This window comes from Methylomonas sp. DH-1 (genome assembly GCF_046097555.1).
Taxonomy (GTDB): Bacteria; Pseudomonadota; Gammaproteobacteria; order Methylococcales; family Methylomonadaceae; genus Methylomonas; species Methylomonas koyamae.
The window spans coordinates 2,912,196-2,937,492 of sequence record NZ_CP143089.1 but is presented as its reverse complement, the minus strand read 5'-3'; the positions used below and the strand labels follow the sequence as shown (position 1 = coordinate 2,937,492).

The following is a 25,297-nucleotide window of genomic DNA, read 5'->3' as shown; positions in this document are numbered from 1 at the left end:
ATAATTAGAAAATCGACATGTTAGTAAAACGCATTTTAACCGCGCTGGTTTTGGCAGCGGTCGCCACGGCTGCAGTGCTGTTGCTGCCCGCCACTTATTTTTCGTTGTTTATCGCTCTGATCACACTGGCTGCCGCCTACGAATGGATGCTGTTGACCGACGTTACCAAACTCGGCAGTAAGATTCTGTTTCTGCTAGCGCTGATTGTGCCGATGCTGGGTGTGACTTACTGGACCGTGTTGTTGGAACTGACCAGCGAGGCAATGGAATGGCCGGAAATCAAGGATTATTCGGATGCTTTGGAGTGGTTTGTCATATTGCCGGTATCGTTCTGGATTCTGACGATGGTCTTGATCAGAAAGACCAGCCCGCAGTTACTGAGCATGGAGTTCAAACCCCGATTCAAGGCGTTTGTCGGCTGGATGGTGCTGCTCGGCGCCTGGATGTTCCTCAGCAAATTACGTGCTTATTACGGTACCGGCATGGTGCTTTACTTTTTGATTCTGATTTGGGCCGCCGATATTTCCGCGTACTTTGCCGGCAAAACCTGGGGCAAGGAAAAACTGGCTCCTGAAGTCAGCCCCGGCAAAACGGTGCAGGGTATGTACGGTGCGTTGGCTTCGGCAGCCTTGTGCGGCTTGGGTTTCGCTATCTACGGCTGGTTGACCGCCAACGAACCGGCCGAAGCCCAAGACAGTAGCCTGCGCTTTTTGGGCGGCCTGGTCTGGACCGATATGCTGATCTTGTCGGTGATAACGGTGTTGGTATCCATTTACGGGGATTTGTTTTTCAGTCTGGTCAAACGTAAAAAAGGCGTGAAAGACAGTGGAAACTTATTGCCTGGACACGGCGGTATCCTGGACCGGGTGGATAGCGTAATTGCCGCGGCCCCCTTCTTTTATGCCGGCATTTTACTGATCGGCAGGATTTTTTACTCATGAAAGGCATTTGCATACTCGGAGCCACCGGCTCCATCGGCGTTAGTACGCTGGACGTGGTCGCCCGCCATCCCGACCAATACAAGGTGGTCGCGTTAACCGCCAATGGCAATATCGACGCGTTGTTCGAACAATGTCTGGCGCACCGGCCGGAATATGCCGTAGTTGCCAACCCGGACAATGTCCAAGCTTTCACGGATAAACTGGCTGGCACGCCGATTGCCGACATCAAGGTCCTGGCCGGTGCCGATGCCTTGGCTCAGGTCGCGACGCTGGATAACGTGGACGCCGTCATGGCCGCCATCGTTGGCGCTGCCGGTTTGCTGCCGACTCTGGCTGCGGCGAAAGCCGGTAAAACGGTGCTGCTGGCCAATAAGGAAGCTTTGGTGATGTCCGGCCAAATCTTCATGAATGCGGTGGCCGAGTCCGGTGCCACCTTACTGCCCATCGATAGCGAGCATAACGCCATATTCCAGTGCATGCCGGCCGGATACACCGCCGGACATCGCGCCAAGCAGGCCCGTAGAATTTTACTGACCGCGTCCGGCGGTCCGTTTCGGCAAACGCCGCTGGCCGCGCTGGAGCACGTCACGCCGGAGCAGGCGGTAGCCCACCCCAAGTGGGATATGGGACGAAAAATCTCGGTCGATTCCGCGACGATGATGAACAAGGGCCTGGAGCTGATCGAAGCCTGCTTGCTGTTCGATATGGACCCTGATGCGATTCAGGTCGTCATTCATCCTCAAAGCATCATTCATTCGATGGTGGATTACGTCGACGGCTCGGTGTTGGCGCAAATGGGTAATCCGGATATGCGCACGCCGATCGCCCATGCGATGGCCTGGCCGGAGCGTTTCGATTCCGGTGTGGAACCCTTGAACATTTTTCAAGTCAAGCACATGGATTTCGAGCAACCCGACTTGCAACGTTTTCCCTGTTTGAAGCTGGCATACCAAGCGATCAAGGCCGGCGGCATCATGCCTACTGTGCTGAACGCCGCCAATGAAATCGCCGTCGACGCATTTTTGAACGAACGGGTGCGTTTCACCGATATTGCCAAAATCATCGAACGCAGCATGGCCCGTTTCGAACCGGAAGCCGCCGATACCTTGGAGCACGTTCTGGACGCCGACCGGCGTGCCAGAGAGGTTGCCGAAACCGTCATTACCGAACTGTCGCATTAGGAGTTAGATGGATACCCTGCATACCTTGTTTTACTTCATTGTCGCCATCGCAGTACTGGTGGCGTTTCATGAATTCGGCCATTTTTGGGTCGCACGCAAGGTCGGGGTAAAAGTCATCCGTTTTTCGATCGGCTTCGGCAAGCCGTTGCTGTCGTGGCGGAAAAGCGCAGACGATACCGAATTCGTCATTGCTGCGGTGCCATTGGGCGGTTATGTGAAGATGGTCGACGAACGCGAGGAGGCCGTCAAAGAGGCCGATCTGCCGTTTGCGTTCAATCGGCGGCCGTTATGGGCCAGGACCGCGGTAGTCGCGGCAGGTCCGTTGTTCAACCTGCTGCTGGCAGTGCTGTTGTTCTGGGTCGTACTGGTCATTGGCGAAGTCGGGGTCAAACCGTTGATCGGCGGAGTCGAGCCAGGTTCTCTGGCCGAGCAAGCCGGTCTGGTCGAGGGCGACGAAATCGTCGCCGTTAACGACAAGACGACGCCAACCTGGATAGAAACCTTCGACGCGTTGCTCTCGGCGGCGATTGCCGGCGAACGCGAAATCAGTATAACCACCAAATCAGCGGACGACAGCCGGCAAAGCCATATGCTGCGCTTGTCCGACCAGGATGCCGAAACGCCGGAAGGTTTGCACAAGCGTTTGGGCTTGAAGCCCTGGTCGCCGAAGATTAAACCCGTAGTCGGCAAACTGATGGACGACGGCGTGGCCAAACAGGCCGGTCTGCAAAGCGGCGATCTGCTGGTCAGCGCCGACGGCGTCGAGATCGCCGATTGGCAACAATGGGTCGAATATGTGCAGGCCCGCCCGGAAGTCGCTATTAGCTTAACGATAGAGCGTAACGGCGCCCGCTCGGAATTAACGCTAACACCGCGCCGAGAGCAGCAGAAGGACGGTAACAGCATCGGCAAGATCGGCGCAGGTGTCGAGACGCCCAAGGATTTGTTGGATTCGCTATTGGTTAAGCATGCGCTGTCCCCGCTCGATGCGGTACCGGCTGCGTTCGAAAGAACCTGGTTCTACGCCGTCAACACCCTGAAAATGATGGGTAAAATGGTGGTAGGGTCGGCGTCGGTGGAAAACCTGAGCGGTCCGATCAGTATCGCCCAGTATGCCGGACAATCCGCCGAAATGGGCCTGACCGCCTTCCTGAAGTTTCTGGGTTTGGTCAGCGTCAGTCTCGGTGTATTGAATCTTTTGCCGGTGCCGGTTCTGGATGGCGGCCATTTGTTGTTTTTTGCCGTGGAAGCGGTCAAAGGCAGTCCGGTTCCGGAGAAAATGCAGATGTATTTTCAACAGGTCGGCATGGTCCTGTTGATGCTATTGATGGCGTTAGCCATGTTTCTCGATATCGACCGGCTATTCCAATAACGCTGAACGAATCGGCGCAATCCCGGTCAACCGCTTTCCTTGACTATCTTCCATTGGTACTAGCATGAAAAAAATCTCACACCTTCTGGCCTTATCGGCCGCGATGGCCTGCGGCCAAGCGGTTGCCGACGAAGCGGCAATCAAAAAGGCGCTCAGCGAGTTTATGCCGGAAGGCAAAATCGATGCGGTTAAACCGTCCGAAATTCAGGGGCTGTACGAAGTCACGATGGGCGGCAATATTTTTTATGCTTCCGAAGACGGCAAATATTTGGTGCAAGGCCAATTATTCGACGTGCAAGCCAAGAAAAATATCACCGAGACCAAATTGGCCGGCGCTCGCAAAGCGGAATTGGACAAGCTCGGCGAACAGAAGATGATTATCTTCAAACCGGAGACTCCCAAACACACGGTCTCGGTGTTTACCGACATCGACTGCGGCTACTGCCGTAAATTGCATTCGGAAATCGATCAATATTTGGCGCAAGGCATCACAGTGCGCTATATGTTTTTCCCCAGAGCCGGTAAAGGTTCCGATTCCTACAAAAAAGCGGTTTCTGTCTGGTGCGCGGCCGATAGAAACAAAGCTCTGACCTCAGCAAAGAAAGGCGAAGGCCTGGATAGCAAAAGCTGCGAAAATCCGGTCGACGAACATATGGCCTTGGGCGAAGCGTTCGGCATGAACGGCACGCCGATGATAGTGACCCAAAAAGGGAATATTTTGCCCGGTTACGTGCCCGCTGCGCAGTTGGTCAAGATATTGGCTAGCGAATAAAACGGGGGCGGTCCGGCACCGTCCGGACCGCCGGCCGGTTTAACGGATCGTGACTTCCACTCGCCGGTTTTTCGGCTCCGAGGTTTCGTCCGGGGTTTTGATCAATAAATTCTTCTCGCCGTGCGAGGTCACGGTCACTTCCTTGACGTCCAGTTTGCTCGGGTCGAACAAACGGCTGACTTCCACAGCCCGTTCTCGCGCCAGTTTTTCGTTCTTATCCGCATTGCCGACCGTGTCGGTGTGGCCGATCACCGAGATGTCCGCTGCCGGGTGATTGCTCGCCGCTTCGACGATTTTCGGTATCAACGCTGCCGATTCCGGCGTCAGTTTGGCGCCGCCGGTCTCAAAATACAGCAGGAATACTTCCGGACGCACCGGTTCCGAGGCCAAGGCCCGGCCGAAATCTTTTTCGATGCGCTGCTGTTCCACTTTAAACACCGTCTTGTCGTTATTCAACGCGGCACCGTAACCGGCCGTTTCGACCAAGGTTTCGCCGCCGGCCCGGCTGCTGAATGTGACCTTGCCGGTGCTGCCGTCGTGGTCCTCCAACAATACCAAGTAGGATTCGGCGCAACCGGTCAACGCCAATGCGGCGGCAAATGTCAGAAATTTTTTTGATATGGGCATTTTGGTCATGGCAAATACTCGGCTTATTCGGCAATTTTGACTAGAAAACGGGTTCCTCTGACCGCGATAACGCCGGTCGGGGTGTTGAGCCTTACCGCTTCCGGCTTGAGTTTGGCGATGACTCCGGAAATATAGTGCAGGGTGCCGCTCAGCAAGCTGGCGTTCAATTCCAGCCGGTCCTGTTCCGGCAAAAATTGGTATGCCTCGATTTTCAATTCGGTGTTCGGGCCGATGGATAGCACGGTGTTGTCCTTCAGCGTCAATCCGGCAGAGCCATTGGCATCGGTCTTGATGATGTCGCCGACATGAACGGCCGATCCGAGGCCGGCCTTTGATTTATTGCCCGCTTCGATGATGGCGGTTTCATCGGTGGATGTTTTGATGTAACCGATTACGCTATCGTCCGCGAATGGGGCAGTGGAGAGCGTAAGGCCAAACCCCACGCATAACGGTAAAAACAAACGTTTCATAAGAGCCTCGGCAATCGAAAAAAAGAAGGTAGGTCGTGCCGCGTAAGGCGGCGAGGTGCGCCGGAAAAGTATAGCCGCGATTGGCGTACTGCCCAGAGACGCCGTAATAACCCTACCGGTGTTCCGTTGGGGCTGAAACTTGTCGAAGCCCGATTTGAGTGCCCGTCCGCGCGCCGAGTACCCTCCAGGCTTTAATCCCAAAGTTCTCAAAGAGCCGGGTCAATCACGGGGTGAGTCAACGCGGCGGGTTCATTTGCCAGCGGAAATTCCACCCAGAAAGTGCTGCCAACGCCCGGCGTGCTGCTGACGCCGACGCCGCCGTCCATCAGCTCGGCCAATTGTTTGGTGATGGCCAAACCGATACCGGTGCCTTCGATCTCGCTGCTTTCGGCTCCCAAACGTTGAAACGACTGGAATAGCAGCTTTTGCTCCTGTTCGGCCACACCTTGGCCGGTGTCGGTTACTGAAATACGGACCCGGTCGCCGCCGCTGAGTTGAGCGTGCAAATCGATGCGGCCTTGCGGGCTGTTGTATTTGACGGCATTGGACAGGAAATTCAACAGAATCTGCTTGGCCCGTTTCGGGTCGACTTGCAACAAGGCATCGGGGGCTAACGGATTTTGTACGGCCAAGTTCAGCCCTTTGCTGCGTGCCAACGGAGAAATCAACGCCGTACAGTCGCCAATCAAATCGGCTAGCGCCACACTTTGGATATTCATCGCGATTTTGCCCGATTCTATTTTGGCCAGATCGAGTAGTTCGTTGATCAAACCCAGCAAATGCTGGCCGGCCTTCAGGATCTCTTGCACCGAATCCAGATGGTAAGGATCCAGCGGATGCTCGGGATCGTCCATTTGCAGCAGTTGCGCGAAACCGATCACCGCGTTCAGCGGTGTCCGCAGCTCGTGACTCATTTGCGACAGGAACTGGCTTTTGGCCAGACTCATTTGTTCGGCGCGGTTAATCAATTCGCGCATTACGGCTTGCTCTTCGGTTTTCTGCAACAGCATCTTCGCCATCAGCATCCGTTCACCGATATCGTTAATGCTGATAACGGCGCCGCTTGCCACGCCCTTGCCGGCCAGTAAAGGCGCAATCCCCAGGTTGGCGGTAATTTGGTGTTGCCCGGACACGGTCAACCGGCAATGGCTGTATTTCAGCGGGGCGTTTTCGGCGATGCTTTGCCGGATCAAATCGGCGATGGCGAATGGTTTGTCGCGAATTTCCAGAGTGAAAATCCGGTCGATATTAAGGCTGCTGGAGCTGGGTGGCCTATGGCCGACGATGTCGATTGCGGCGGCGTTCATGTAGTCGATCACGCCGTCCGGCGTCGTCGTGATGACGCCGTCGGCGATTGCGTTCAGCGTGACAAATGCCCGTTTGCGTTCCGCGAACAAGGATTGGATCAATTTCTCGAAATGGCGCCAACTGCGTAGCGGATAACTGAACCACAACACGCAAAGCGCTACCGACGGCGCGAACCAATAGTGGCTCAGGCGCAGCAGCAGCCAACTCCCGCTCAGAATCGTCACGGAAAGCGCCATTATAGCCGGCGGCAGCCAGCGCGGCGAGAACCGGGTGCTTAGCCAAACCGAGCAACCGGCTATCGTCAGGCTCACCCAAAATTGCCAAATTCCCGGTAAGGGCTGCCACAGCGTTTGTTTCAACAAGCCGTCCAGGCCGGCGGCGATAAATTCGACGCCGGTCATCGGCCGGCCGCCGACCGCCAACGGTGCCGGCAATTCGCGTTCCAGGCCGCTCGCGGTTAAGCCGACCAGCACGTATTTACCGTCGAATACTCGGGCCGGGACTTTGCCGGACAATACCTCCGAATAAGAAAGGCGGGCGAAATCGCTGCTCGGATCGAAAAACGGCAGCCACACCCGGAAGTCGCCGTGCAGCGAATCGCGCGGCGTTTCGGTGCGCAGGCCGGGTAGCGCCTGCAGAAATTCCGGATGTTGCTGGGCATAGAGTGCCAAAGGCATAGCCGGCCACAGCCTGTCGCCCAAGCCGGCTTGCAAAAGTATGCTGCGGCTGATGCCGTCTTTGTCCAAATCGACGTTGGCGTGGCCGAGTGCGGCATGTTTGGCGTAGTCCGGCAGCGGCAGGGTTTCCACCAACGTTTGGCCGTTATATTCCACCACGACAGGTAGCACTACCGGTCGGGCCAAGGTTAACGCTTGAGCGAGGTGGGCATCGGCTTCGGGGTGCGATTTGTCGGCTTCGGAAAAAATAAAGTCCAAGGCTATCGCCCGCGGTTTCGAGCGAGCTAAAAACTCCAGCAACCGGGCGTGGATGTCTCGCGGCCAGGGCCAACGGCCGAAATCGGCCAGGCTTTTCTGGTCGACTTCGATGATGATGATCTCCGGCGAAGCCGGCGACGCCAGTAACGGCAATTGCATGTCGTAGATCCAACGGTCGACGCGCCACAACGCATCGCTTACGGTCAGCAGCACCGTCGATAACGCCAGAATCGAGATCAATAACGGTTTTTCGAAGCGGCGTTTCGCCATGGGATTCACATAAATAATGGCTGTCGGCTAATTATAGTCGGCTAGCGCCACGGCAAGTAAGGCCGCGCCGATTTTGGCAACCGGCCCGCCGGCGGTCTGGGCTGCGCAGCGTTGGCAACGCTTCAGGTTTTGTAGTTTTTCACCAAGCCGGCCAAACGGTATAGGGTATCCAGAGCTTGTCTGGGGCTGAGTTGGTCCGGATCGAGTTCGTCCAGCAACACCAGCGCCGGATGGCATTCCTGGCTGGTAAACAAATCGAATTGGTCGATTTCGCTACGGTCCTGCTGCTCGATGTAGGCGACGTTTTCCAATTGCGCCAGCTTGTGCTTGGCGTTGGCGATCACCGATTGCGGCACGCCGGCCAAGGCCGCGACCTGCAAGCCGTAACTCTGGCTGGCCGGGCCGTCCTTGACCGCATGTAAAAACACGATCTTGTCGCCGTGTTCCATCGCATCCAGATGAATGTTGTGGATGCCGGTTTGTTCCTCGGCCAGCGTGGTCAATTCGAAATAATGGGTGGCGAACAGGGTAAAGGCCTTGACGTTGCGCGCCAGGTAATCGGCGCAAGCCCACGCCAGCGATAGGCCGTCGAAGGTGCTGGTGCCGCGGCCGATTTCGTCCATCAAAATCAGACTGTTGGCGCTGGCGTTATGCAGGATGTTGGCGGTTTCCGACATTTCCACCATGAAGGTCGAGCGGCCGCTGGCCAAGTCGTCTGAGGCGCCGATGCGGGTGAAAATCTTGTCTATCGGCCCGCACGTTAACGATTGCGCCGGCACGTAACTGCCGATGTGGGCCAGCAACACGATCAAGGCGGCCTGGCGCATGTAGGTCGATTTACCGCCCATGTTGGGGCCGGTGATGACCAGCATGCGTCTGTCGCCGGAAAAGTCCAGGTCGTTGGCAACGAAGGGAATGCTGGACAATTGTTCGACCACCGGATGGCGGCCGGCGACGATGTGGATGCCGGGCTCTTGCGTCAAAACAGGTTGCGTCCAGTCCAGGGTTTCGGCGCGTTCGGCAAAGTTGACCAGTACATCCAGTTCGGCCAACGCCGTCGCGCATTGTTGTAAATCAATCAGGTTTTCGCCTAGCGTCACCAATAACTCGTCGTACAAGGCCTTCTCAAACGCCAACGATTTTTCCCGTGCACTGAGCACCTTGTCCTCGAATGACTTCAACTCCGGCGTGATATAGCGCTCGGCGCCTTTCAAAGTCTGTTTGCGGGTGTAATGCACCGGCACCTTGTCGGCCTGGGCGTTGGATATTTCGATGTAATAGCCGTGCACCCGGTTGTAATTCACCTTTAAATTGGCGATGCCGGTGCTGGCGCGTTCGCGCTGTTCCATATCGATCAAAAATTGGTCGGCGTTCTGGCTCAGGTTGCGCAGTTCGTCGAGTTCGGCGTTGAAACCGGGGGCGATCACGCCGCCGTCGCGGATCAACATCGGCGGATTGGCTATGATGGCGCGCTGCAACAGATCGACCAATTCCGGATGTTCGCGCAATTGCCCGCGCAACGCGTCCAGGTGCGGATTGTCGCTACCGGCCAGTTTTTGTTGCAGCTCCGGCAATACGGCCAAGGTTAGCCGCAGGGTCAGCAAGTCGCGCGGCCGGGCCGATTTCAAGGCGATACGCGAACTGATGCGTTCGATGTCGCCAACCTGGCGCAGGCTGGTTTGCAAATCGCGATACAGCTCGTTGTCGATCAGGCTGGCGATGCAGGCGTAACGGCCGTTGACGATGACTTGATCGCGCAGCGGCCGGTGCAACCAGCGCCGCAAACAGCGGCTGCCCATCGCCGTGGCGGTTTTGTCCAGCACGCCGAGCAGGGTGTATTGCAATTGACCGCTGGGGTGGCTGTCCAGCTCTAGGTTGCGGCGGCTGGCGGCGTCCAGGCTGATGCTATCGCCTTCATTCTCGACCGCGATGCCGCGGATGTGGGGTAGGGCGTTGAATTGGGTGTCGCGCACGTATTGCAGCAAGCAACCGGCCGCGCAAATCGCCGCCGGCAGCTGTTCGCAGCCGAAGCCTTTCAGATCGTGGCAGTTGAATTGCTTGAGTATCAATTGCCGGCAACTATCCAACTCGAAATGCCAGGGCGGCCGCTTGCACAGGCCTTTGCGTTCCTTGACGCCGGCAGGCAAGGCTTGGTCTTCGCTATACAGCAATTCGGCCGGATTCAGCCGTTCGATTTCGGCCAGCAGTTGGCTGTCGTTGTCCAGTTGTTGCAACACGAACTTGCCGCTGGTCAAATCCAGGCAGGCCAAGCCAATCGATTTATCGAAGCGGGCCAGCGCCACCAGCAGATTGTCCTTGCGATCTTCCAGTAGCGCCTCGTCGGTGACGGTGCCGGGTGTGACGATGCGCACGACTTTACGCTCGACCGGTCCCTTGGTCTTGCCGGGATCGCCGATTTGCTCGCAGATCGCGATCGACTCGCCTTGTTTCAACAGTCTGGCGATATAGTTTTCGGCGGCGTGGTAAGGGATGCCAGCCATCGGAATCGGCGCGCCGGCCGAGGCGCCGCGCGCGGTCAGGGTAATGTCCAGCAATTGTGCGGCGCGCTTGGCGTCGTCGTAAAACAGCTCGTAAAAATCGCCCATCCGGTAAAACAACAAAATCTCCGGATGTTGCGCCTTGATGCGCAGGTATTGCTGCATCATCGGGGTGTGTTGCGGAGCCGCTTCTTGTCTGGATTGAGTTGTTGTTCGGTTATCCATTTATAAATCAAAGATATGGGTATTAATTCAGTTAAGTTTGGTATTGTCCCGTTGAGGCGCAACCGGTCGAAATTGTCCGGCCTCGATAATGGGAACCGCGATGCGGTCCACCCAGACCAAACCGCCGAAATCCTGGTTATGCTTAACTTTCCCGGCGTGGCGCGCGCGCCGGCGCCTAGGGCAGCGGCTTGTACGCCAGCAGTTTGGCCATGGTTTCCAGCAACGCGCTACGCGGATGGGTTTTCAGCCAGACCAGCGCGATGGAACGACTGGGCCGTTGGCGGATGTCGATATAACGAATGTCCTTGTCTTCCGGTTGAATCGCAACGGACGGCATCAATGTGACGCCGACGCCGTTCTTGACCATGAAGCGCAGGGTTTCCAGGCTGGACGCCCGAAAATCGTGTTCGACGAAGCGTGCCGGATCGCATAACTTCAAGGCCTGGTCGCGCAGGCAATGGCCTTCGTCGAGCAACAGCAGGTTTTCCCCGGCGGCCAGGTTCAGGTCGACTTCCTCCAGCCCCGCGAGCGGATGGTCGGCACTTACCGCCAATGTGAACGGGTCTTCGAATAACAGCCGATATTCCAGCGCTGCGTGTTCCACCGGCAAGGCCAGCAGGGCGGCGTCCAACTTTTTGTCGAGCAGCAACGCGATCAGCGCATGAGTTTTTTCTTCGACCAACTGTAATTTCAGGTCCGGATAATGTTGTTTGATCCGAAACACGTATTCCGGCAGCACATAACTCGCCAGCGACGGAAACGCGGCGAGCGATAGTTGGTTGCGGTGCCGGGCGCTGGCATGGGCGGCAATTTGCCGAATCGAGCGAACGTCGTCAAGTATCCTGCGGGCGATGGGCAGGATTTCGCGGCAAGCGTCGGTAACGGCGATATTATTTTTGTCGCGCAGAAACAGGTCTATCCCCAGATAGTCCTCGAGTTTTTTGATTTGGGTACTTAAAGTCGGCTGGCTTATTGCACAGTGTTCAGCCGCTTGGCTGAAGTTTCTGAATTCCGCTACCGCCAGCAGATAGCTCAAATCGCGCAAAGTCATCTATCGTGCCCGCTGTTGGTTATAAGGTCGGACAAACGCTGTCCGGCGCGGAATGATACCAGCTAAACGCCGTAGCCATTGACTCGGCCTATCGGCTTATCGATGCAATCAATTTCAAATTATCGGCTCGATTCGATTGAATATAACCACCGAAGCGATCCAACAGCGGATGCGCAATCAGCCAACGGTGCTTAAACCAGTCTGGGTTTATATCCCAGGATGCAAACAAGATTCGGTAATACCCTATCGGCGGCAGCCGGCGCGCAACCTTCCGCTTCGGAAAGTTGCCGCCTAGTTTTGTCGGCCGCTGGGCTAATCCGGGAGCGGCGTCTAAACTGCAAAAGCGACGGTATGTTTTTGATTGACTAACAATAAGGAACTGAGGTGCACTATGAAAACCAAGCAATTATTCCTGGCTTCCGCATTGGCGGTAGCCATCGGCGCAGCATTGCCGACCACCGCGTTTGCCGATATGCAGCCGACGACCAACAGCTTCTGGTGGCCGGAGCAACTGGATTTGCGACCGCTACGGCAAAATTCGGCCGAGTCCAATCCGCTAGGCCAGGCCTTTAATTACGCCGAACAATTCAAAACCCTCGACCTGAAAGCGGTGAAAAGGGATATAGCCAACGCACTGCACACCTCCCAGCCCTGGTGGCCGGCGGATTACGGCAATTACGGGCCGTTTTTCATCCGCATGGCCTGGCATAGCGCCGGCGTCTATCGCATTTTCGACGGTCGCGGCGGCGCCTCCGGCGGCCAACAACGCTTCGAACCATTGAACAGTTGGCCGGATAACGTCAACCTCGATAAAGCCCGTCGCCTGTTGTGGCCGGTCAAGCAAAAATACGGCGCCAAACTGTCGTGGGCCGACCTGATGGTGCTGGCCGGCAATGTGGCACTGGAAGACATGGGTTTCAAAACCATTGGTTTTGCCGGCGGCCGTGCCGACGATTGGGAAGCCGAGAACGTCAACTGGGGCATGGAGAAGAAATTTCTGGCCGACGAACGCCACAGCGCCAACGGCGAACTGTCCAAGCCGTTGGGCGCCACGCAAATGGGGCTGATCTACGTCAATCCCGAAGGACCGGGCGGCAATCCCGACCCGTTGGCCGCCGCCAAGCATATCCGCGAAGCCTTCGGCCGGATGGCGATGAACGACGAAGAAACCGTGGCGCTGATCGCCGGCGGCCACACCTTCGGCAAGGCGCACGGCGCGCATAAACCCGACGAATGCGTCGGCAAGGAACCGGCCGCCGCCCCGATCGAACAGCAAGGCTTGGGTTGGGCCAATAAATGCGGAACCGGACACGGCGCGGACACCGTCAGCAGTGGCCTGGAAGGCGCCTGGTCGACCAATCCGACCCGCTGGACCCACGACTATCTGACCTGGTTGTACAGCTTCGATTGGCAGCAAACCAAGAGCCCGGCCGGCGCCACGCAATGGATACCGAAAGACGGCAAGGGCGACAATTTCGTGCCGGACGCCCACGATACCAGCAAGCGCCATCCACCTATCATGTTCACCACCGACTTGGCGTTGAAAATGGACCCGGACTACCAAAAGATCTCCAAACGCTTTCTGGATAACCCGAAAGAGTTCGAAGCCGCGTTCGCCAAGGCCTGGTTCAAGTTGACCCACCGCGACATGGGACCGAAGGCGCGCTATGTCGGTGCCGAAGTGCCGGCCGAGGATTTCGTCTGGCAAGACCCGATCCCGAAAGTCGACCATAAACTGATCGACGCCAAGGATACCGCCAAGTTGAAAGCAGCCATCCTGGCCTCGGATTTAACCATTCCGGAACTGGTCAGAACCGCCTGGGCCTCGGCGGCGACCTTCCGTGGCACCGATATGCGCGGCGGGGCCAACGGCGCCCGGATTCGACTAGCGCCGCAAAAAGATTGGGAAGCCAACGATCCCGCCGAATTGGCGAAGGTGTTGGCTAAACTGGAAGCCATCCAAGGCGACCTCAACCGTTCCTTGAAAGGCGGCAAGAAAGTATCGCTGGCCGACGTGATCGTGCTCGGCGGTTCGGCGGCGGTGGAAGAAGCCGCCAAGAAAGCCGGCGTCAAAGTGCAAGTGCCGTTCAAACCGGGCAGGATGGATGCCTCGCAGGACCAGACCGACGTGAACTCGGCGGCGGTACTGGAACCAAAAGCCGACGGCTTCCGCAACTTCTTTGCCAAGGATAACGCCCATTCGCCAGCGGAAATGCTGGTCGAGCGCGCCAATTTCCTGACCTTGAGCGTGCCGGAAATGACCGTTCTGGTCGGCGGCATGCGGGCTTTGGATGCCAACGCCGGTCATGCCAAACACGGCGTATTCACCAGCAAACCGGGTACGTTAAGCAATGACTTCTTCGTCAACTTGCTGGATATGGGCACCCAATGGAGCAAGTCGGCGACCGAAGGCGTTTACGAAGGCAAGGACCGGGCCAGCGGCCAACTCAAATGGACCGCGACGCCGGTGGATTTGATCTTCGGCTCCCACTCCGAGTTACGGGCCGTGGCGGAAGTCTATGCCTCCGACGATGCAAAGCAAAAGTTCGCGCAGGACTTCGCCAAGGCCTGGGCCAAGGTGATGGATTTGGACCGTTTCGACTTACGTTAACTAGCGCAGCGCTCAACTTGGCCGAAATTAGGGCCAGGTTGAGCGAACCGGTTGATCCCATTGATGGCAATAGCGTGGGGTGGTTTGGATTATCGCCAGCAATCAGACGATGGTTCGGATTGGGAGGGGCAGAATTAGAGCAACGACTCCTTGCCTTTGACGGAAAAACTGCCGATGTATGGGCCGCCGGGTTTGCCCAATACGCCACGCAGTAACGTAGCGAGCATTGGCGGCAGGGGACAAGGCGTTTAACAGCCATCCGCTGCATCGGCGAAAAATTTAACGGCGGCGGCGCGCAAGGCGTCGGCCGCTCGAAATTTAGATGATTCCGCCGCAGAGCCCGGTTACCGGGTTGTAATGTTGGCCTGGTAACGGACAGGTGATTCTGAAATTGACCGCCGGCTTGCGGTATTGGCCGATAGAATCCAGCATGAAATAGGGTACCAACGGCACCCGGCCGCTAAATTGGTAATCCAGGCCGACGCTGGAAAATGGGGCTTTGCCGCCGAGACCGACGAAGAATCCGTTTTTGAAGTCGTAGCCGCCGCCGACTTCGCCCTGCAAATAATCGGCGCCGTTAAAATATTTCAAGCGGATCTGGCCGGGTTGCAGTCCGCCCCAGACGCGAAACGAAAATGAAATGTCGCCGCCGTAGGTCTCGCCGTTCGAGCCGACGTTGGCATGGCGAAACCCGACCACCAGTTCCGGTATGAAGCTTTCTCCCAAGGTCCATTTCAGGCCGGCATAGCCGTTGTCGACATTGCGTGAGCTGCGCGAACTCGCGATCAACGGCGAGGTGTTGACGAAAGAAGCGGTCGCCGCAGTACTGAAAATCAATGCGGCCGCCAAGGCGGGTCGGTAAGAGCGTGGAGTTAGCGTTGCCATGAATGTTCTCGTTATCGTTGTTTTAGTTATCCGAACGCAAGCGCTGGATGGCACAGTATCGAAGAGGTTTACGCGAACCGACAAACGGATTCGGCAAAATAACGTCGGGCAGTCACACTTTTGCGATGAAAATGCCGACGGATGGCATCCGGAAACTAGGGTTCCAGCGGGAGAGGCCGCCATCCCCGACAACGGCGCATGGCTTGCGGGATGGAGTTTGTCTAACAGCGGCGGGCCTGGAGCGGATGGGTAGAGGATTGTTCTGCAAGCGAGATCTCGGCCAGAGCCGGGGAAATCGAATCTGAGCGGTGGGTTACTTAACGCCGGCCATCGGCGCCTATGGCCGAACACCCGGGCAAGCCGACCTGCGCTTGCCCGGTTGGACCGCTAACCGATTATTCGGTTTCGTTGGCGATCACGGCGGCGGGCCGTTGTTCGCCTTTGCCGATTTCCAGCAAATCCCAGAACAGCAAGCCGCCGCCTGCCGCTGTCATCAAGCCGAATACCATGCGCCAGACCATGGCTTGCATGAACCAGGGGTGGTTTTGCGCGGCGAAGTAGCCGGCCCAGGTCGAACCTTCGACGGCGCGTTCGATGAAGGATTGTTCGTAGCCGGCGATCAGCAATGCTACGGTCATGCCCAGCACGCCAAGATTCAGCAGAATCGCCGCCGCCTTCCAGCGCCAGCCGTTGGCCAGGTCGCCGCCCATCCAGACATTGCCGCGCGCTTGTTGCGCCGCCAAATAAAAGAAGGCGATGTTGATCGTGGCATAGGCGCCGAAGAAGGCCAGGTGGCCGTGCGAGGCCGACCATTGGGTGCCGTGGGTGTACAGGTTGATTTGCGGCAGGGTATGCATGAAACCCCAAACGCCGGCGCCGAGAAAGTTGCCGAAGGTATGGGCGATGATCCAGGCCAGGGCCGGGTGGTTGCTGTTTTTGAAGCGGTGGACGCCGGAGTCGTAGACTGAATGCACGACCATCGCTACCAGCGGGATCGGTTCCAACGCCGAGAAGAAGCCGCCGATGCTGAACCAATATTCCGGCGTGCCGATCCAGAAATAATGGTGGCCCAGGCCCAAAATGCCGGAGCCGAACATCAACGCCACTTCGATATATAGCCAGGTTTGCACGATCTGGCGGCGCACGCCGAGCAGTTTCATTAAACTCCAGGCCATGATGCAGCCGACCAAGACTTCCCAGGTGGCTTCCACCCAAAGATGGATGACCCACCACCACCAGTATTGGTCGACCGAGATATTGGTGACGTAAAACATGCCGGCCAGATACAAACCGGCCAAAGCCACCAAGTCCAGCACCAGTACGCCGGCGATGCCGGACCATTGGCCTTTGGCGAAGGTCGCGGCGACGTTATAAAAGAAGGTCAACACCACAACCACGATGCCGATGTCGGCCCAGCGCGGAGCTTCGATGTACTCGCGGCCTTCGTTGATCAGCCACAGCGAGGTGTCGTTGCCGGCGCCGAACTGGATGAACAAGTAGACCAAAACCACCAACGTGACGGCGCCGGTCAGCACCCAGAACGCCAGTTGTCCCCACTTCAGGCCGACGATTTCGACGCCGCTTTCGTCTTCCAGAAACCAATACACCGAACCGATGAAGCCGTACAACATCCACACGACCATGGCGTTGATGTGCACCATGCGGTTGACGTTGAAATCGAGGATTTCATATAAAAAGCTCGGAAACAAAAACTGCAGGCCGGCCAACAGGCCGAACAGCAATTGCGCCATGAACAGCACCATGGCGACGGTAAAGTAATGCACCGCCAGTTTCTGACCACCGCTCAAATGCGGATTGGCCATGAAATCGGCGTGGCGTTGCTTGCAGCCGGACCAGCAGGCGGCCGCTTTGTCTTGGAAAGTTGTCACTGTCATCGTGTTATTCCTCTGCGCCGAGTGCTCTGAAATTGTGCGGGAAGCCATTGGTGTCGATGGATGCCATCCATTTCAGGAAAGCGACGATGCCTTCGGCTTCTTGTGGGGTGATGTCCAGATTCGGCATCTTGCGGTTAGAACCGAAGGTGCGCGCATTTTTTTCCGGATCGAGCAGGAAATTAAGCATCATCTGTTCGCGCGATTCCTTGGCGATCCAGCCTTGATCCAGCCAGGCTTTGGTCAGATCCGGTGCGTAATAGGCGCCGTTGCCGAGCAGGGTGTGGCAATTCATGCAATTTTTGGCTTGTACGGTTTTTTTGCCCAGATCGACCAATTTTTCCGCTTCCTCTTCAGTTAAGGTCTTGCCGAATAGCGGCGCGTCGTCGCCGATCACCGGCTGGTAGCGTTGTTTGGCCTTATCGAAACGGTAACCGACATCTTTATTGATCACGCTGAAAGCCGGTACCCGCGGGCCGCCGGCGGAAATCTTGGCCAACGAGTCGAAGGTTAATACCACTAGCAGTACAAACGAGCCGCCGGTGACCCAGATTGCGGTTTTCTTCCAGAAAGTTTCCGACGCCCAGCGGGGTGGAATTTGTTCAGTCATGGTGACCTCCAGGTTGGTGAGGGTGGTGGTGGTCCGGCTGGTGCGTCGCAGCGCACAATCGCCAGATGAAACGCGGCATCCAGCCGTAACCCAGCGCCATCAGCAGCGAAAGCGCCAACCAATAGCCGCTGAAATGGTTGACGTAGCTAAATATTGCGACGCAAACCAGTAATGCGAGGTAACAGAGCCAAGCGGCGATCCCGAGCGAGCGGCGGCCGCTGGCCTTGCCCCAAGCGAATAGCGCCGCGTATAGCGTGGCGAGCAAAATGATCGATGCCGCAGTGAAAAAACTCAGAAAAAAATCGGATAAGGCCACGGGTTCGATCAACATCGGTTGCCACCGCTGGGTCAGTTTTTAAGGTGTTTTTTAAATGCAGCTTTACGGCAAGTGTAAGCGCCATTAACATTTATTTCAAATGCAGCTTTAACGAGGACTGAACATGCAACTGACTGCCCATACCGATTACGCGCTGCGCGTACTGATATATCTGAACGTCAATAACGAAAAATTGGTAACGATTACCGAGCTGGCCGATTTCTTCGGTATTTCCCGCAACCATCTGGTCAAAGTCGTGCACAAGCTGGGGGTAAAGGGTTTTATTCAGACCGTACGCGGCAAAGGCGGCGGCATCCGCTTGTCCCGGCCCGGTCGGGAAATCAGTATCGGCAGCGTGGTCCGCGAAGTCGAAGGCCGGTTTCAAATGGCCGAGTGCTTCAACCCGAAGAAACAAGGGCTATGCCCTTTGGAGTATGGCTGCGGCTTGACCGGTTTGCTGGGCAGGGCCATCGAGCAATTTTTGCAAACGCTGGATAAAGCCGCGTTAAGCGACATCAGCGTACCGGCAATGTCGGCCAAATCCGTCGCCGGTTTGGCCGAGCGGGGCCCCGACCCGCGCTAAACGCCGCCGGTTTTATTCTTGCCACAGGCAGACGCCGCCGCTGGCTTTAGTGATTTTTGCCAAACGTTGCCGATGCGCCGCCAATTCGTCGTCGCTACAGGAAATGACCTTCAACCGTGGCCGATCGGCCGGCAATCTGACGATGGCGCGTTCTAATCCGCCGTCCTGCTGGTCGCCCTCGTCCAGCAACGAGGCTTGGCCGCCGGTCATCAGTAAATAGACGTCGGCCAGAATCTCGGCATCGAGCAACGCGCCGTGCAATTCCCGGTGGCTGTTGTCGATGCCGTAACGTTTGCACAACGCGTCCAGACTATTACGGGCGCCAGGGTGTTTTTTGCGGGCGTAAGCCAGCGTGTCGAATACGCTGCTGTTGCTTTCCACGGTACGGGTTTCTCGCGGCAGCAGCGACAGTTCGTGATTCAAGAAGCCGACGTCGAACGGCGCGTTATGGATGATCAGTTCGGCACCGGCGGTAAATGCCATGAAATCGTCGACCACGTCGGCGAAGCGCGGTTTGTCGCGCAGGAATTCGTTGGTGATGCCGTGCACCTCGATTGCCCCGGCGTCGATCTCCCGGTCCGGATTCAGGTAGACGTGGAAATGGTTGCGGGTCAGCCGACGGTTGACCAATTCGACGCAGCCGATTTCGATGACTTTATGGCCCTCTTTCGGATTGATACCGGTGGTTTCGGTATCGAGGACAACTTGGCGGGTTACCGGTTTGCTCATGGTGCGGCCTCAGGCACAAAAATGTTTCAGTAGCTCGGCTTGTACTTGGTAGGGCGGATGCCGCTCGTCATTGACCCTTTGGTATTGGCCGTCGGAACCGAGCCGCCAGGCCTGGGTGTTGTCCTTCAAATAACCGTCCAGGTCGCCGAGTATGCGTTCGGCGATTTTCTTGTCGGCGATCGGGAAGCAGACTTCGACGCGGCGGAACAGGTTGCGATTCATCAGGTCCGCGCTGGAGGCAAACACGGCCCAATCGCCGCCGTTGTAGAAGGCATAAACCCGGGTATGTTCCAGGAAGCGGCCGACGATGGAGCGGACTTCGATATTCTCGGAAACCCCAGGCACGCCCGGTCGCAGGCAGCAAACGCCGCGCACGATTAATTTGATCTCGACGCCGGCCTGCGAAGCGCGGTAGAGGGCCTGGATCGCTTGTTCCTCGACCACGGCATTGACCTTGATGACGATCTTGGCCGCTTTACCCTTCTTGGCCTGTTCGATCTCTCTTTCCACCATTTTCAGTAAGCCGTGGTGTAGCGTAAACGGCGATTGCAGCAATTTATTCAGTTTGCTGACCTTGCCCAGGCTGGTCAATTGCATGAATACCCGGCGCACGTCCTCGGCCAGTTCCTTTTCGCAGGTGAACAAGCCGTAATCGGTATACAGCCTGGCCGTGCGCGGGTGGTAATTGCCGGTGCCGAGATGGACGTAATTGCGCAGCGTGTTGCCTTCCTTGCGCAGCACCATGCACATTTTGGCGTGGGTCTTGTAACCGACCACGCCATACACCACGTGGGCGGCAGCTTCCTGCAATTTGGCGGCCAGGCCGATGTTGTCCTTTTCGTCGAAGCGGGCGCGCAATTCGATCACCACCGTGACTTCCTTACCGGCGCGGGCGGCTTTAATCAGCGCGGCAACGATGGGCGAATCGACGCCGGTACGGTACAGCGTTTGCTTGATCGCCAACACATCGGGATCGGCCGCGGCCTGCTTGATGAAGTCCACCACCGGCGAAAACGATTCGTAGGGGTGGTGTAGCAGGATGTCCTGTTTACGGATGCTGGCGAAGAAGTCTTTGTTGCGGCCGAGAGCCGACGGTACGCTGGGTTTGAACGGCGGGAATTTTAAATCGGCCCGTTCGACCATGCTATAGATGGCTTGCATCCGGCTTAAATTGACCGGGCCGTTGGCTAGAAACAGCCGCTCCTGGGTTAGGTCGAAGCGGGCCAATAGAAAGCTGGTGGTTTCTTCCGGACAGTTGGCGTCGATTTCCAACCTGACCTCGTCGCCGTAGTTGCGCATCGCCAGCTCGCCTTCCACTGCCAACAGCAAATCGTCGATGGCGTCGTCGTCGACGAAAAAGTCGCTGTTGCGAGTGACGCGGAATTGGTAGCAGCCTTTGACCGTCATGCCGTTGAACAGGTCGTTGACGAAGGCATGGATGATAGACGACAGAAACACGAAATCGTGCGGGCCGCTGTCGGTTTCGTTGACCGGCAATTGAATGATGCGCGGCAGCGCCCGCGGCGCCTGCAGCACGGCGCGGCCGCTGTTACGGCCGAACGCGTCCTTTCCGGTCAACGAGATGAGGAAATTCAAACTCTTGTTCAGGATGCGCGGAAACGGGTGGGCCGAATCCAAACCCACCGGCGTCAGAATCGGCAGCAATTCCTCGTTGAAGTATTTTTCCAGCCAGGCTTTTTGCGACGGCGACCAGCGGTCGCGGCGCAGGAAGCGGATGTTTTCGCTTTCCAGCTTGGGGATCAGGATTTCGTTCAGTACCCGGTACTGTTCGGCGACCAGTTCGTGGGCTTTCTGCGAAATTCTCTCGAACTGTTCGTTGATGGTCAGGCCGTCGGCGCTGACCAGATTGGGGTCCATTTCCGCCATTTGCAACAAGCTGGCGACGCGCACTTCGTAGAACTCGTCGAGGTTGGAACAGGATATGCATAAGTAATTCAGGCGCTCCAGCAGCGGCAGCCGTTCGTCCAACGCCTGCGCCAGCACCCGTACGTTGAATTCCAGCAGGCTGTGTTCGCGGTTCAGGTAGAGTTCGGGGCTGGTCAAGTCGATGGATTCCATGTGTGCTGCGGGTTGGATTGGGGTGGCTCGATTATAAAGGAAAACTTTTAGGCTTGGGTTACAGCGGCGCCCCAGGCTTCGAACTTGCTATAATCGCCGCGATTACGCAAATCGGATGCTATTCATGAACTTTCCAACCATTGAATCTTTTGTCGGAAATACGCCATTGGTGCGCCTGCAGCGTTTGCCGGTGGCCGGCGGCAACACCGTTTTATTGAAGTTGGAAGGCAATAATCCGGCCGGTTCGGTCAAGGATAGGCCGGCGGTCAGCATGATCAAGCACGCTGAAGCCCGCGGCGAGATCAAGCCCGGCGACCGCCTGATCGAAGCGACCAGCGGCAATACCGGTATCGCCTTGGCGATGGCTGCGGCGATCAAGGGCTATAAAATGACCTTGATCATGCCCGACAACATGAGTGCGGAACGGATTGCGTCGATGAAAGCCTATGGCGCTGAAATCATTTTGACGCCGGCCAAGCAAAGCATGGAAGGTGCGATTGACCTGGCGCGGGCCATGGAGGCGCGCGGCGAAGGCCGAATCTTGGACCAATTTGCCAATCCGGATAACCCGCGCGCGCATTACGAAGGCACCGGCCCGGAAATCTGGCGCGACACCGAAGGCAAAGTGACTCATTTCGTCAGCTCGATGGGGACTACCGGTACGATTATGGGTACATCGAGGTATTTAAAGGAGCAAAATCCGGCGATTCAAATCGTCGGCGTGCAGCCGGCAGGGGAATCGAAAATACCCGGCATTCGCCGTTGGCCCAAGGAATACCTGCCGAAAATCTACGACGCCGACCGGGTGGACCGGATCATCGAAGTCGAGCAATTGGATGCGGAAAACACCACGCGCAGTCTGGCCGCCGTTGAAGGTATCTTTGCCGGCGTCTCGTCCGGCGGCGCCGTGTTCGCCGCGTTGAAATTGGCCGAGCAAGTCGAAAATGGCGTGATCGTCACCATCGTCTGCGACCGCGGCGACCGCTATTTGTCGACCGGCGTGTTTCCAACCTGAACAACCGCTTGTAACGCATCGGTTGCATTCGAATCCTGTCATGCCGGGTACGCTCTGCCGAGCTAGCCCGCCTAAGTTCTATTGATAATGGCCCACAAGAAAAAACTCCCGCTCGAACCCGTTACGGTAACCATCGAATCTTTATCCCACGACGGCCGCGGCGTCAGCCACGTCAACGGCAAAGTAGTATTCATCGACGAAGCCTTGCCCGGCGAAACTTTGGATTTCGTCTACACCGACAGCCGCCGCGATTACGCCGAGGGCAAGGTCGTCGAATTGCACGATCGCAATCCGCACCGGGTAGAACCGGCTTGCCGGCATTTTGGCAGTTGCGGCGGCTGTAGTTTTCAGCATGTCGACGATGCCGAGCAAATCCATTTCAAAGAAGAACTGTTGCGCGACCAGTTCCGCCGCATCGGTAAAGTGGAAATACCGCAAATCTGGGAGGCGCTGACCGGTCCGCATTGGGGCTATCGGCGTAAAGCCCGGATGGGCGTGAAATGGGTGGCGAAGAAGGGCAGGGTGTTGGTCGGCTTTCGCGAGTGGCGTAATCCGTTTTTGGCGGAAATCGATAGCTGCAAGGTCATGCATCCGCTGGTCGGCGAGAATCTGCTGGCCTTGGGCGAAATGATCGCCGGCCTGACGATTAAAGACAAAATTCCGCAAATTGAAGTGGCGATCGGCGATAACGAATGCGTATTGGCGGTCCGGGTACTGGAACCCCCGACCGAGGCGGACAAGCAGCGCTTGCGCGAATACGCCGCCAAGTTGGGCGTGACGATTTGCCTGCAACCGAAAGGGCCGGACAGCATCGTGCCGTTGGACGGTGCCGCCGAGGTTGTTCCGAGCTATTCGTTGGTCGAGCAGGGCGTCAAATTCAATTTTCGTCCGGCGATGTTTACCCAGGTCAACTACGAAATTAACCAAAAAATGGTGACGCGCGCGCTGGCCGCACTGGAGTTAAACCGCGACGACCGGGTGTTGGATCTATTCTGCGGCTTGGGAAATTTTACCCTGCCGCTGGCGACCCTCGCCGGCCACGTGGTCGGGGTGGAGGGCGATTTGCCGTTGGTTAATCACGCCCGGGAAAACGCCCGACTGAACAATCTGCAAAACGTGGAATTTCACGCCGCCGATTTGAGCAAAGACGTTAAGGATCAGCCTTGGAGCAAGCAGAAGTTCACCAAGGTTTTGCTCGATCCCTCCCGCGCCGGCGCTGCAGAGGTGTTGCACAATTTCAAGCACTGGCAGCCGGAACGTATCGTCTACGTGTCCTGCAATCCGTCGACGCTGGCTCGAGATGCCGGTATTTTGGTCAACGAACTTGGCTACAAACTGGTCAAGGCCGGCGTGATGGACATGTTTCCGCAGACCGCTCACGTCGAATCGATTGCGTTGTTCGTGAAATGACGGATTCGACCGGCGCATCCGGCTTGGGCCGGAACCAGGGTAACGTTCCGGGCGGAGGGCATGCGCCGGAGGTGTGTTTGATCGACGTCTCGATTGCCGAACAGCGCTTGCGTTTGGTGCAAGCCGGCGAGCTGGTTGCCGATTATCCGGTATCGACGGCCAAAAACGGTCCCGGCGAAAGAAAGGGCAGTTACTGTACGCCGACCGGCTGGCACCGGATTCGCGCCAAAATCGGCACCGGTTTGCCGATCAACAGCGTGTTCAAGGCCCGGCGTCCAACCGGCGAGATTTACAGTTCGGATTTGTCGAGACAATATCCGCAGCGCGATTGGATCTTGAGTCGGATTCTGTGGCTGGGTGGTTTGGAGCCGGGCAAGAACCGTTACGGCGAGGTCGATACCACCTGGCGCTATATTTATATCCACGGCACGCCGGACGAATTGATGAACGGACAACCCGAGTCGCATGGTTGCATCCGGATGGCCAACGCCGACGTGATCGCCTTATTCGATGCGGTGCCGGTCGGTTGCCGGGTTTTCATTCAAGGTTAATCGATGCGCAAACCGCAGTGGATAGAACACTGGCTGCATCTAAGCTCTCTCCGCGTTCGGCCGAATTTACACTTGTCTTCTAACCAATGAATCGCATCATTTTGGGCGTCGAATACGACGGCAGCGCCTACGCCGGTTGGCAATGGCAGCAAGGCAAGCGCACCGTACAAGGCGAATTGGAGCGGGCGTTGAGCAAGATCGCTTGCGCACCGATCAACGTGTTGTGCGCCGGCCGCACCGATGCCGGTGTGCACGCACTGGAGCAGGTCGTGCATTTCGACAGTCCGGTACAGCGCGATCTGCGCGGCTGGCTGATGGGGGGCAACAGTCATTTGCCGGACGATATTCGGATTACTTGGGCGCAGCCAGCGGTTGCCGACTTTCACGCCAGATACAGCGCCATTGCGCGCGCTTACCGTTATGTGATTCTAAATCGGCCGACAAAATCGGCCTTGCTGCGCAACCAAGCGACCTGGTGCTATCTGCCGCTGGACGAGCGGAATATGCACCGGGCTGCGCAGCATTTGCTGGGCGAGCACGACTTTTCTTCATTTCGCGCCCAAAGCTGCCAATCGGTCAGTCCGAACCGATTAATGTATTTCATCGACGTTTACCGCGACGAAGAGAAAGTCGTGATCGATTTATGCGCCAATGCTTTTTTGCATCACATGGTGCGCAATATCGCCGGCGTATTGATCGAAATCGGTAGCGGCAAACAGCCAGAGGAGTGGACGGCGGAATTGTTAACTGCCAGGGACCGCACTCGGGCGGCAATGACGGCGCCGCCACATGGCCTGCATCTGGCCGCGGTGTATTATCCTGACCGATACGGTATCGCCAAACATCCGCTGTTCGACAAGTTGCCGGCGGATGCCAAGCGATTTGATTGAAGCGAACGCTTTGGCGAGCGCTTGCTGGATGAGGCAATTCGTTTTTCACGAAACTGTTGACAGGTATGCTAGTGGT

General features: G+C 57.0%; 21 protein-coding genes. 10 read left to right on the top strand and 11 right to left on the bottom strand.

All coding sequences use genetic code 11. From position 1 onward, the window contains the following. Window positions 1-17: 17 nt before the first annotated feature. The 4 genes from VXJ35_RS13440 to VXJ35_RS13425 all read left to right on the top strand — a co-directional run bounded on the left by VXJ35_RS13440 (window position 18) and on the right by VXJ35_RS13425 (window position 4,266). Window positions 18-941: a phosphatidate cytidylyltransferase gene (locus VXJ35_RS13440; RefSeq protein WP_064021949.1), complete on the top strand. Its 924-nt coding sequence runs from the start codon at window positions 18-20 to the stop codon at window positions 939-941. Further along, complete coding sequence (gene ispC / locus VXJ35_RS13435) at window positions 938-2,122, top strand: 1-deoxy-D-xylulose-5-phosphate reductoisomerase (protein WP_064021948.1); 1,185 nt, start codon at window positions 938-940, stop codon at window positions 2,120-2,122. The genes VXJ35_RS13440 and ispC overlap by 4 nt, the downstream gene beginning before the upstream one ends. Window positions 2,123-2,129: 7 nt before the next feature. Next, entirely contained in the window at window positions 2,130-3,494 is a 1,365-nt protein-coding gene (gene rseP, locus VXJ35_RS13430) for an RIP metalloprotease RseP (protein ID WP_064021947.1), read from the top strand. Between the two features lie 64 nt (window positions 3,495-3,558). Beyond that, window positions 3,559-4,266, top strand: coding sequence for a DsbC family protein (locus VXJ35_RS13425; RefSeq protein WP_064021946.1), 708 nt, complete (start codon window positions 3,559-3,561; stop codon window positions 4,264-4,266). Window positions 4,267-4,305: 39 nt separating this feature from the next. Here the strand turns inward: VXJ35_RS13425 and VXJ35_RS13420 are convergent, their stop codons facing one another. The 5 genes from VXJ35_RS13420 to VXJ35_RS13400 all read right to left on the bottom strand — a co-directional run bounded on the left by VXJ35_RS13420 (window position 4,306) and on the right by VXJ35_RS13400 (window position 11,650). Then, window positions 4,306-4,902, bottom strand: a complete 597-nt coding sequence (locus VXJ35_RS13420; protein WP_064021945.1) for an OmpA family protein — start codon at window positions 4,900-4,902, stop codon at window positions 4,306-4,308. Between the two features lie 14 nt (window positions 4,903-4,916). Next, entirely contained in the window at window positions 4,917-5,363 is a 447-nt protein-coding gene (locus VXJ35_RS13415; protein WP_064021944.1) for a FecR domain-containing protein, read from the bottom strand. A 206-nt stretch (window positions 5,364-5,569) separates the two neighbouring features. Then, window positions 5,570-7,876 (bottom strand): CHASE2 domain-containing protein, encoded by a 2,307-nt coding sequence (locus VXJ35_RS13410; protein ID WP_064021943.1) that lies wholly within the window; start codon window positions 7,874-7,876, stop codon window positions 5,570-5,572. Window positions 7,877-7,998: 122 nt separating this feature from the next. After that, the gene (gene mutS, locus VXJ35_RS13405; protein WP_064021942.1) at window positions 7,999-10,599 is read right to left on the bottom strand and encodes a DNA mismatch repair protein MutS; all 2,601 of its coding nucleotides are present in this window, start codon (window positions 10,597-10,599) and stop codon (window positions 7,999-8,001) included. A 175-nt stretch (window positions 10,600-10,774) separates the two neighbouring features. Next, the gene (locus VXJ35_RS13400) at window positions 10,775-11,650 is read right to left on the bottom strand and encodes a LysR substrate-binding domain-containing protein (protein WP_064021941.1); all 876 of its coding nucleotides are present in this window, start codon (window positions 11,648-11,650) and stop codon (window positions 10,775-10,777) included. A gap of 391 nt (window positions 11,651-12,041) precedes the next feature. Here VXJ35_RS13400 and katG point away from each other — a divergent pair, with 391 nt between their 5' ends. After that, window positions 12,042-14,261, top strand: coding sequence for a catalase/peroxidase HPI (katG, locus tag VXJ35_RS13395; protein WP_064021940.1), 2,220 nt, complete (start codon window positions 12,042-12,044; stop codon window positions 14,259-14,261). A 318-nt stretch (window positions 14,262-14,579) separates the two neighbouring features. On the opposite strand, the gene VXJ35_RS13390 is transcribed toward katG, so the two are convergent. The 4 genes from VXJ35_RS13390 to VXJ35_RS13375 form a co-directional block, all read right to left on the bottom strand. Further along, window positions 14,580-15,146 carry a hypothetical protein gene (locus tag VXJ35_RS13390; protein ID WP_157198185.1) on the bottom strand — a complete coding sequence of 189 codons (567 nt, stop codon included), beginning with the start codon at window positions 15,144-15,146 and terminating at the stop codon, window positions 14,580-14,582. Between the two features lie 395 nt (window positions 15,147-15,541). Next, window positions 15,542-16,969, bottom strand: a complete 1,428-nt coding sequence (locus VXJ35_RS13385; protein ID WP_064023511.1) for a cbb3-type cytochrome c oxidase subunit I — start codon at window positions 16,967-16,969, stop codon at window positions 15,542-15,544. Between the two features lie 76 nt (window positions 16,970-17,045). Continuing rightward, entirely contained in the window at window positions 17,046-17,648 is a 603-nt protein-coding gene (locus tag VXJ35_RS13380) for a cytochrome c (protein ID WP_064021938.1), read from the bottom strand. Further along, window positions 17,641-17,979 carry a hypothetical protein gene (locus VXJ35_RS13375; protein ID WP_082880921.1) on the bottom strand — a complete coding sequence of 113 codons (339 nt, stop codon included), beginning with the start codon at window positions 17,977-17,979 and terminating at the stop codon, window positions 17,641-17,643. The genes VXJ35_RS13380 and VXJ35_RS13375 overlap by 8 nt, the downstream gene beginning before the upstream one ends. A gap of 109 nt (window positions 17,980-18,088) precedes the next feature. Between VXJ35_RS13375 and VXJ35_RS13370 the strand changes: the two genes are divergently transcribed. After that, on the top strand, window positions 18,089-18,547 hold the full coding sequence (locus VXJ35_RS13370) for an Rrf2 family transcriptional regulator (protein ID WP_064021937.1): 459 nt from the start codon (window positions 18,089-18,091) through the stop codon (window positions 18,545-18,547). 12 nt (window positions 18,548-18,559) lie between these two features. Here VXJ35_RS13370 and dnaQ read toward each other — a convergent pair whose 3' ends face one another. Beyond that, window positions 18,560-19,276 carry a DNA polymerase III subunit epsilon gene (dnaQ, locus tag VXJ35_RS13365; protein ID WP_064021936.1) on the bottom strand — a complete coding sequence of 239 codons (717 nt, stop codon included), beginning with the start codon at window positions 19,274-19,276 and terminating at the stop codon, window positions 18,560-18,562. Window positions 19,277-19,285: 9 nt separating this feature from the next. Further along, entirely contained in the window at window positions 19,286-21,355 is a 2,070-nt protein-coding gene (gene ppk1, locus VXJ35_RS13360) for a polyphosphate kinase 1 (RefSeq protein ID WP_064021935.1), read from the bottom strand. Window positions 21,356-21,479: 124 nt separating this feature from the next. Between ppk1 and cysM the strand changes: the two genes are divergently transcribed. The 4 genes from cysM to truA all read left to right on the top strand — a co-directional run bounded on the left by cysM (window position 21,480) and on the right by truA (window position 25,221). Continuing rightward, window positions 21,480-22,370: a cysteine synthase CysM gene (cysM, locus tag VXJ35_RS13355; RefSeq protein ID WP_064021934.1), complete on the top strand. Its 891-nt coding sequence runs from the start codon at window positions 21,480-21,482 to the stop codon at window positions 22,368-22,370. A gap of 87 nt (window positions 22,371-22,457) precedes the next feature. Then, a complete protein-coding gene (rlmD, locus tag VXJ35_RS13350) occupies window positions 22,458-23,780 on the top strand; it encodes a 23S rRNA (uracil(1939)-C(5))-methyltransferase RlmD (protein WP_064021933.1) in 1,323 nt (440 codons plus the stop codon). Next, on the top strand, window positions 23,777-24,331 hold the full coding sequence (locus VXJ35_RS13345; protein WP_082880920.1) for a L,D-transpeptidase: 555 nt from the start codon (window positions 23,777-23,779) through the stop codon (window positions 24,329-24,331). Before rlmD ends, VXJ35_RS13345 begins: the two co-directional genes overlap by 4 nt. 86 nt (window positions 24,332-24,417) lie before the next feature. Then, window positions 24,418-25,221: a tRNA pseudouridine(38-40) synthase TruA gene (gene truA / locus VXJ35_RS13340; protein ID WP_064021932.1), complete on the top strand. Its 804-nt coding sequence runs from the start codon at window positions 24,418-24,420 to the stop codon at window positions 25,219-25,221. Window positions 25,222-25,297: the final 76 nt, after the last annotated feature.

Excerpts from the sequence above, each read along its gene's own strand:
- VXJ35_RS13440 (WP_064021949.1), top strand. The coding sequence starts at position 18 with ATGTTAGTAAAACGCATTTTAACCGCGCTGGTTTTGGCAGCGGTCGCC.
- ispC (WP_064021948.1), top strand. The coding sequence starts at position 938 with ATGAAAGGCATTTGCATACTCGGAGCCACCGGCTCCATCGGCGTTAGT.
- rseP (WP_064021947.1), top strand. The coding sequence starts at position 2,130 with ATGGATACCCTGCATACCTTGTTTTACTTCATTGTCGCCATCGCAGTA.
- VXJ35_RS13425 (WP_064021946.1), top strand. The coding sequence starts at position 3,559 with ATGAAAAAAATCTCACACCTTCTGGCCTTATCGGCCGCGATGGCCTGC.
- VXJ35_RS13420 (WP_064021945.1), bottom strand. The coding sequence starts at position 4,902 with ATGACCAAAATGCCCATATCAAAAAAATTTCTGACATTTGCCGCCGCA.
- VXJ35_RS13415 (WP_064021944.1), bottom strand. The coding sequence starts at position 5,363 with ATGAAACGTTTGTTTTTACCGTTATGCGTGGGGTTTGGCCTTACGCTC.
- VXJ35_RS13410 (WP_064021943.1), bottom strand. The coding sequence starts at position 7,876 with ATGGCGAAACGCCGCTTCGAAAAACCGTTATTGATCTCGATTCTGGCG.
- mutS (WP_064021942.1), bottom strand. The coding sequence starts at position 10,599 with ATGGATAACCGAACAACAACTCAATCCAGACAAGAAGCGGCTCCGCAA.
- VXJ35_RS13400 (WP_064021941.1), bottom strand. The coding sequence starts at position 11,650 with ATGACTTTGCGCGATTTGAGCTATCTGCTGGCGGTAGCGGAATTCAGA.
- katG (WP_064021940.1), top strand. The coding sequence starts at position 12,042 with ATGAAAACCAAGCAATTATTCCTGGCTTCCGCATTGGCGGTAGCCATC.
- VXJ35_RS13390 (WP_157198185.1), bottom strand. The coding sequence starts at position 15,146 with ATGGCAACGCTAACTCCACGCTCTTACCGACCCGCCTTGGCGGCCGCA.
- VXJ35_RS13385 (WP_064023511.1), bottom strand. The coding sequence starts at position 16,969 with ATGGCCAATCCGCATTTGAGCGGTGGTCAGAAACTGGCGGTGCATTAC.
- VXJ35_RS13380 (WP_064021938.1), bottom strand. The coding sequence starts at position 17,648 with ATGACTGAACAAATTCCACCCCGCTGGGCGTCGGAAACTTTCTGGAAG.
- VXJ35_RS13375 (WP_082880921.1), bottom strand. The coding sequence starts at position 17,979 with ATGTTGATCGAACCCGTGGCCTTATCCGATTTTTTTCTGAGTTTTTTC.
- VXJ35_RS13370 (WP_064021937.1), top strand. The coding sequence starts at position 18,089 with ATGCAACTGACTGCCCATACCGATTACGCGCTGCGCGTACTGATATAT.
- dnaQ (WP_064021936.1), bottom strand. The coding sequence starts at position 19,276 with ATGAGCAAACCGGTAACCCGCCAAGTTGTCCTCGATACCGAAACCACC.
- ppk1 (WP_064021935.1), bottom strand. The coding sequence starts at position 21,355 with ATGGAATCCATCGACTTGACCAGCCCCGAACTCTACCTGAACCGCGAA.
- cysM (WP_064021934.1), top strand. The coding sequence starts at position 21,480 with ATGAACTTTCCAACCATTGAATCTTTTGTCGGAAATACGCCATTGGTG.
- rlmD (WP_064021933.1), top strand. The coding sequence starts at position 22,458 with ATGGCCCACAAGAAAAAACTCCCGCTCGAACCCGTTACGGTAACCATC.
- VXJ35_RS13345 (WP_082880920.1), top strand. The coding sequence starts at position 23,777 with ATGACGGATTCGACCGGCGCATCCGGCTTGGGCCGGAACCAGGGTAAC.
- truA (WP_064021932.1), top strand. The coding sequence starts at position 24,418 with ATGAATCGCATCATTTTGGGCGTCGAATACGACGGCAGCGCCTACGCC.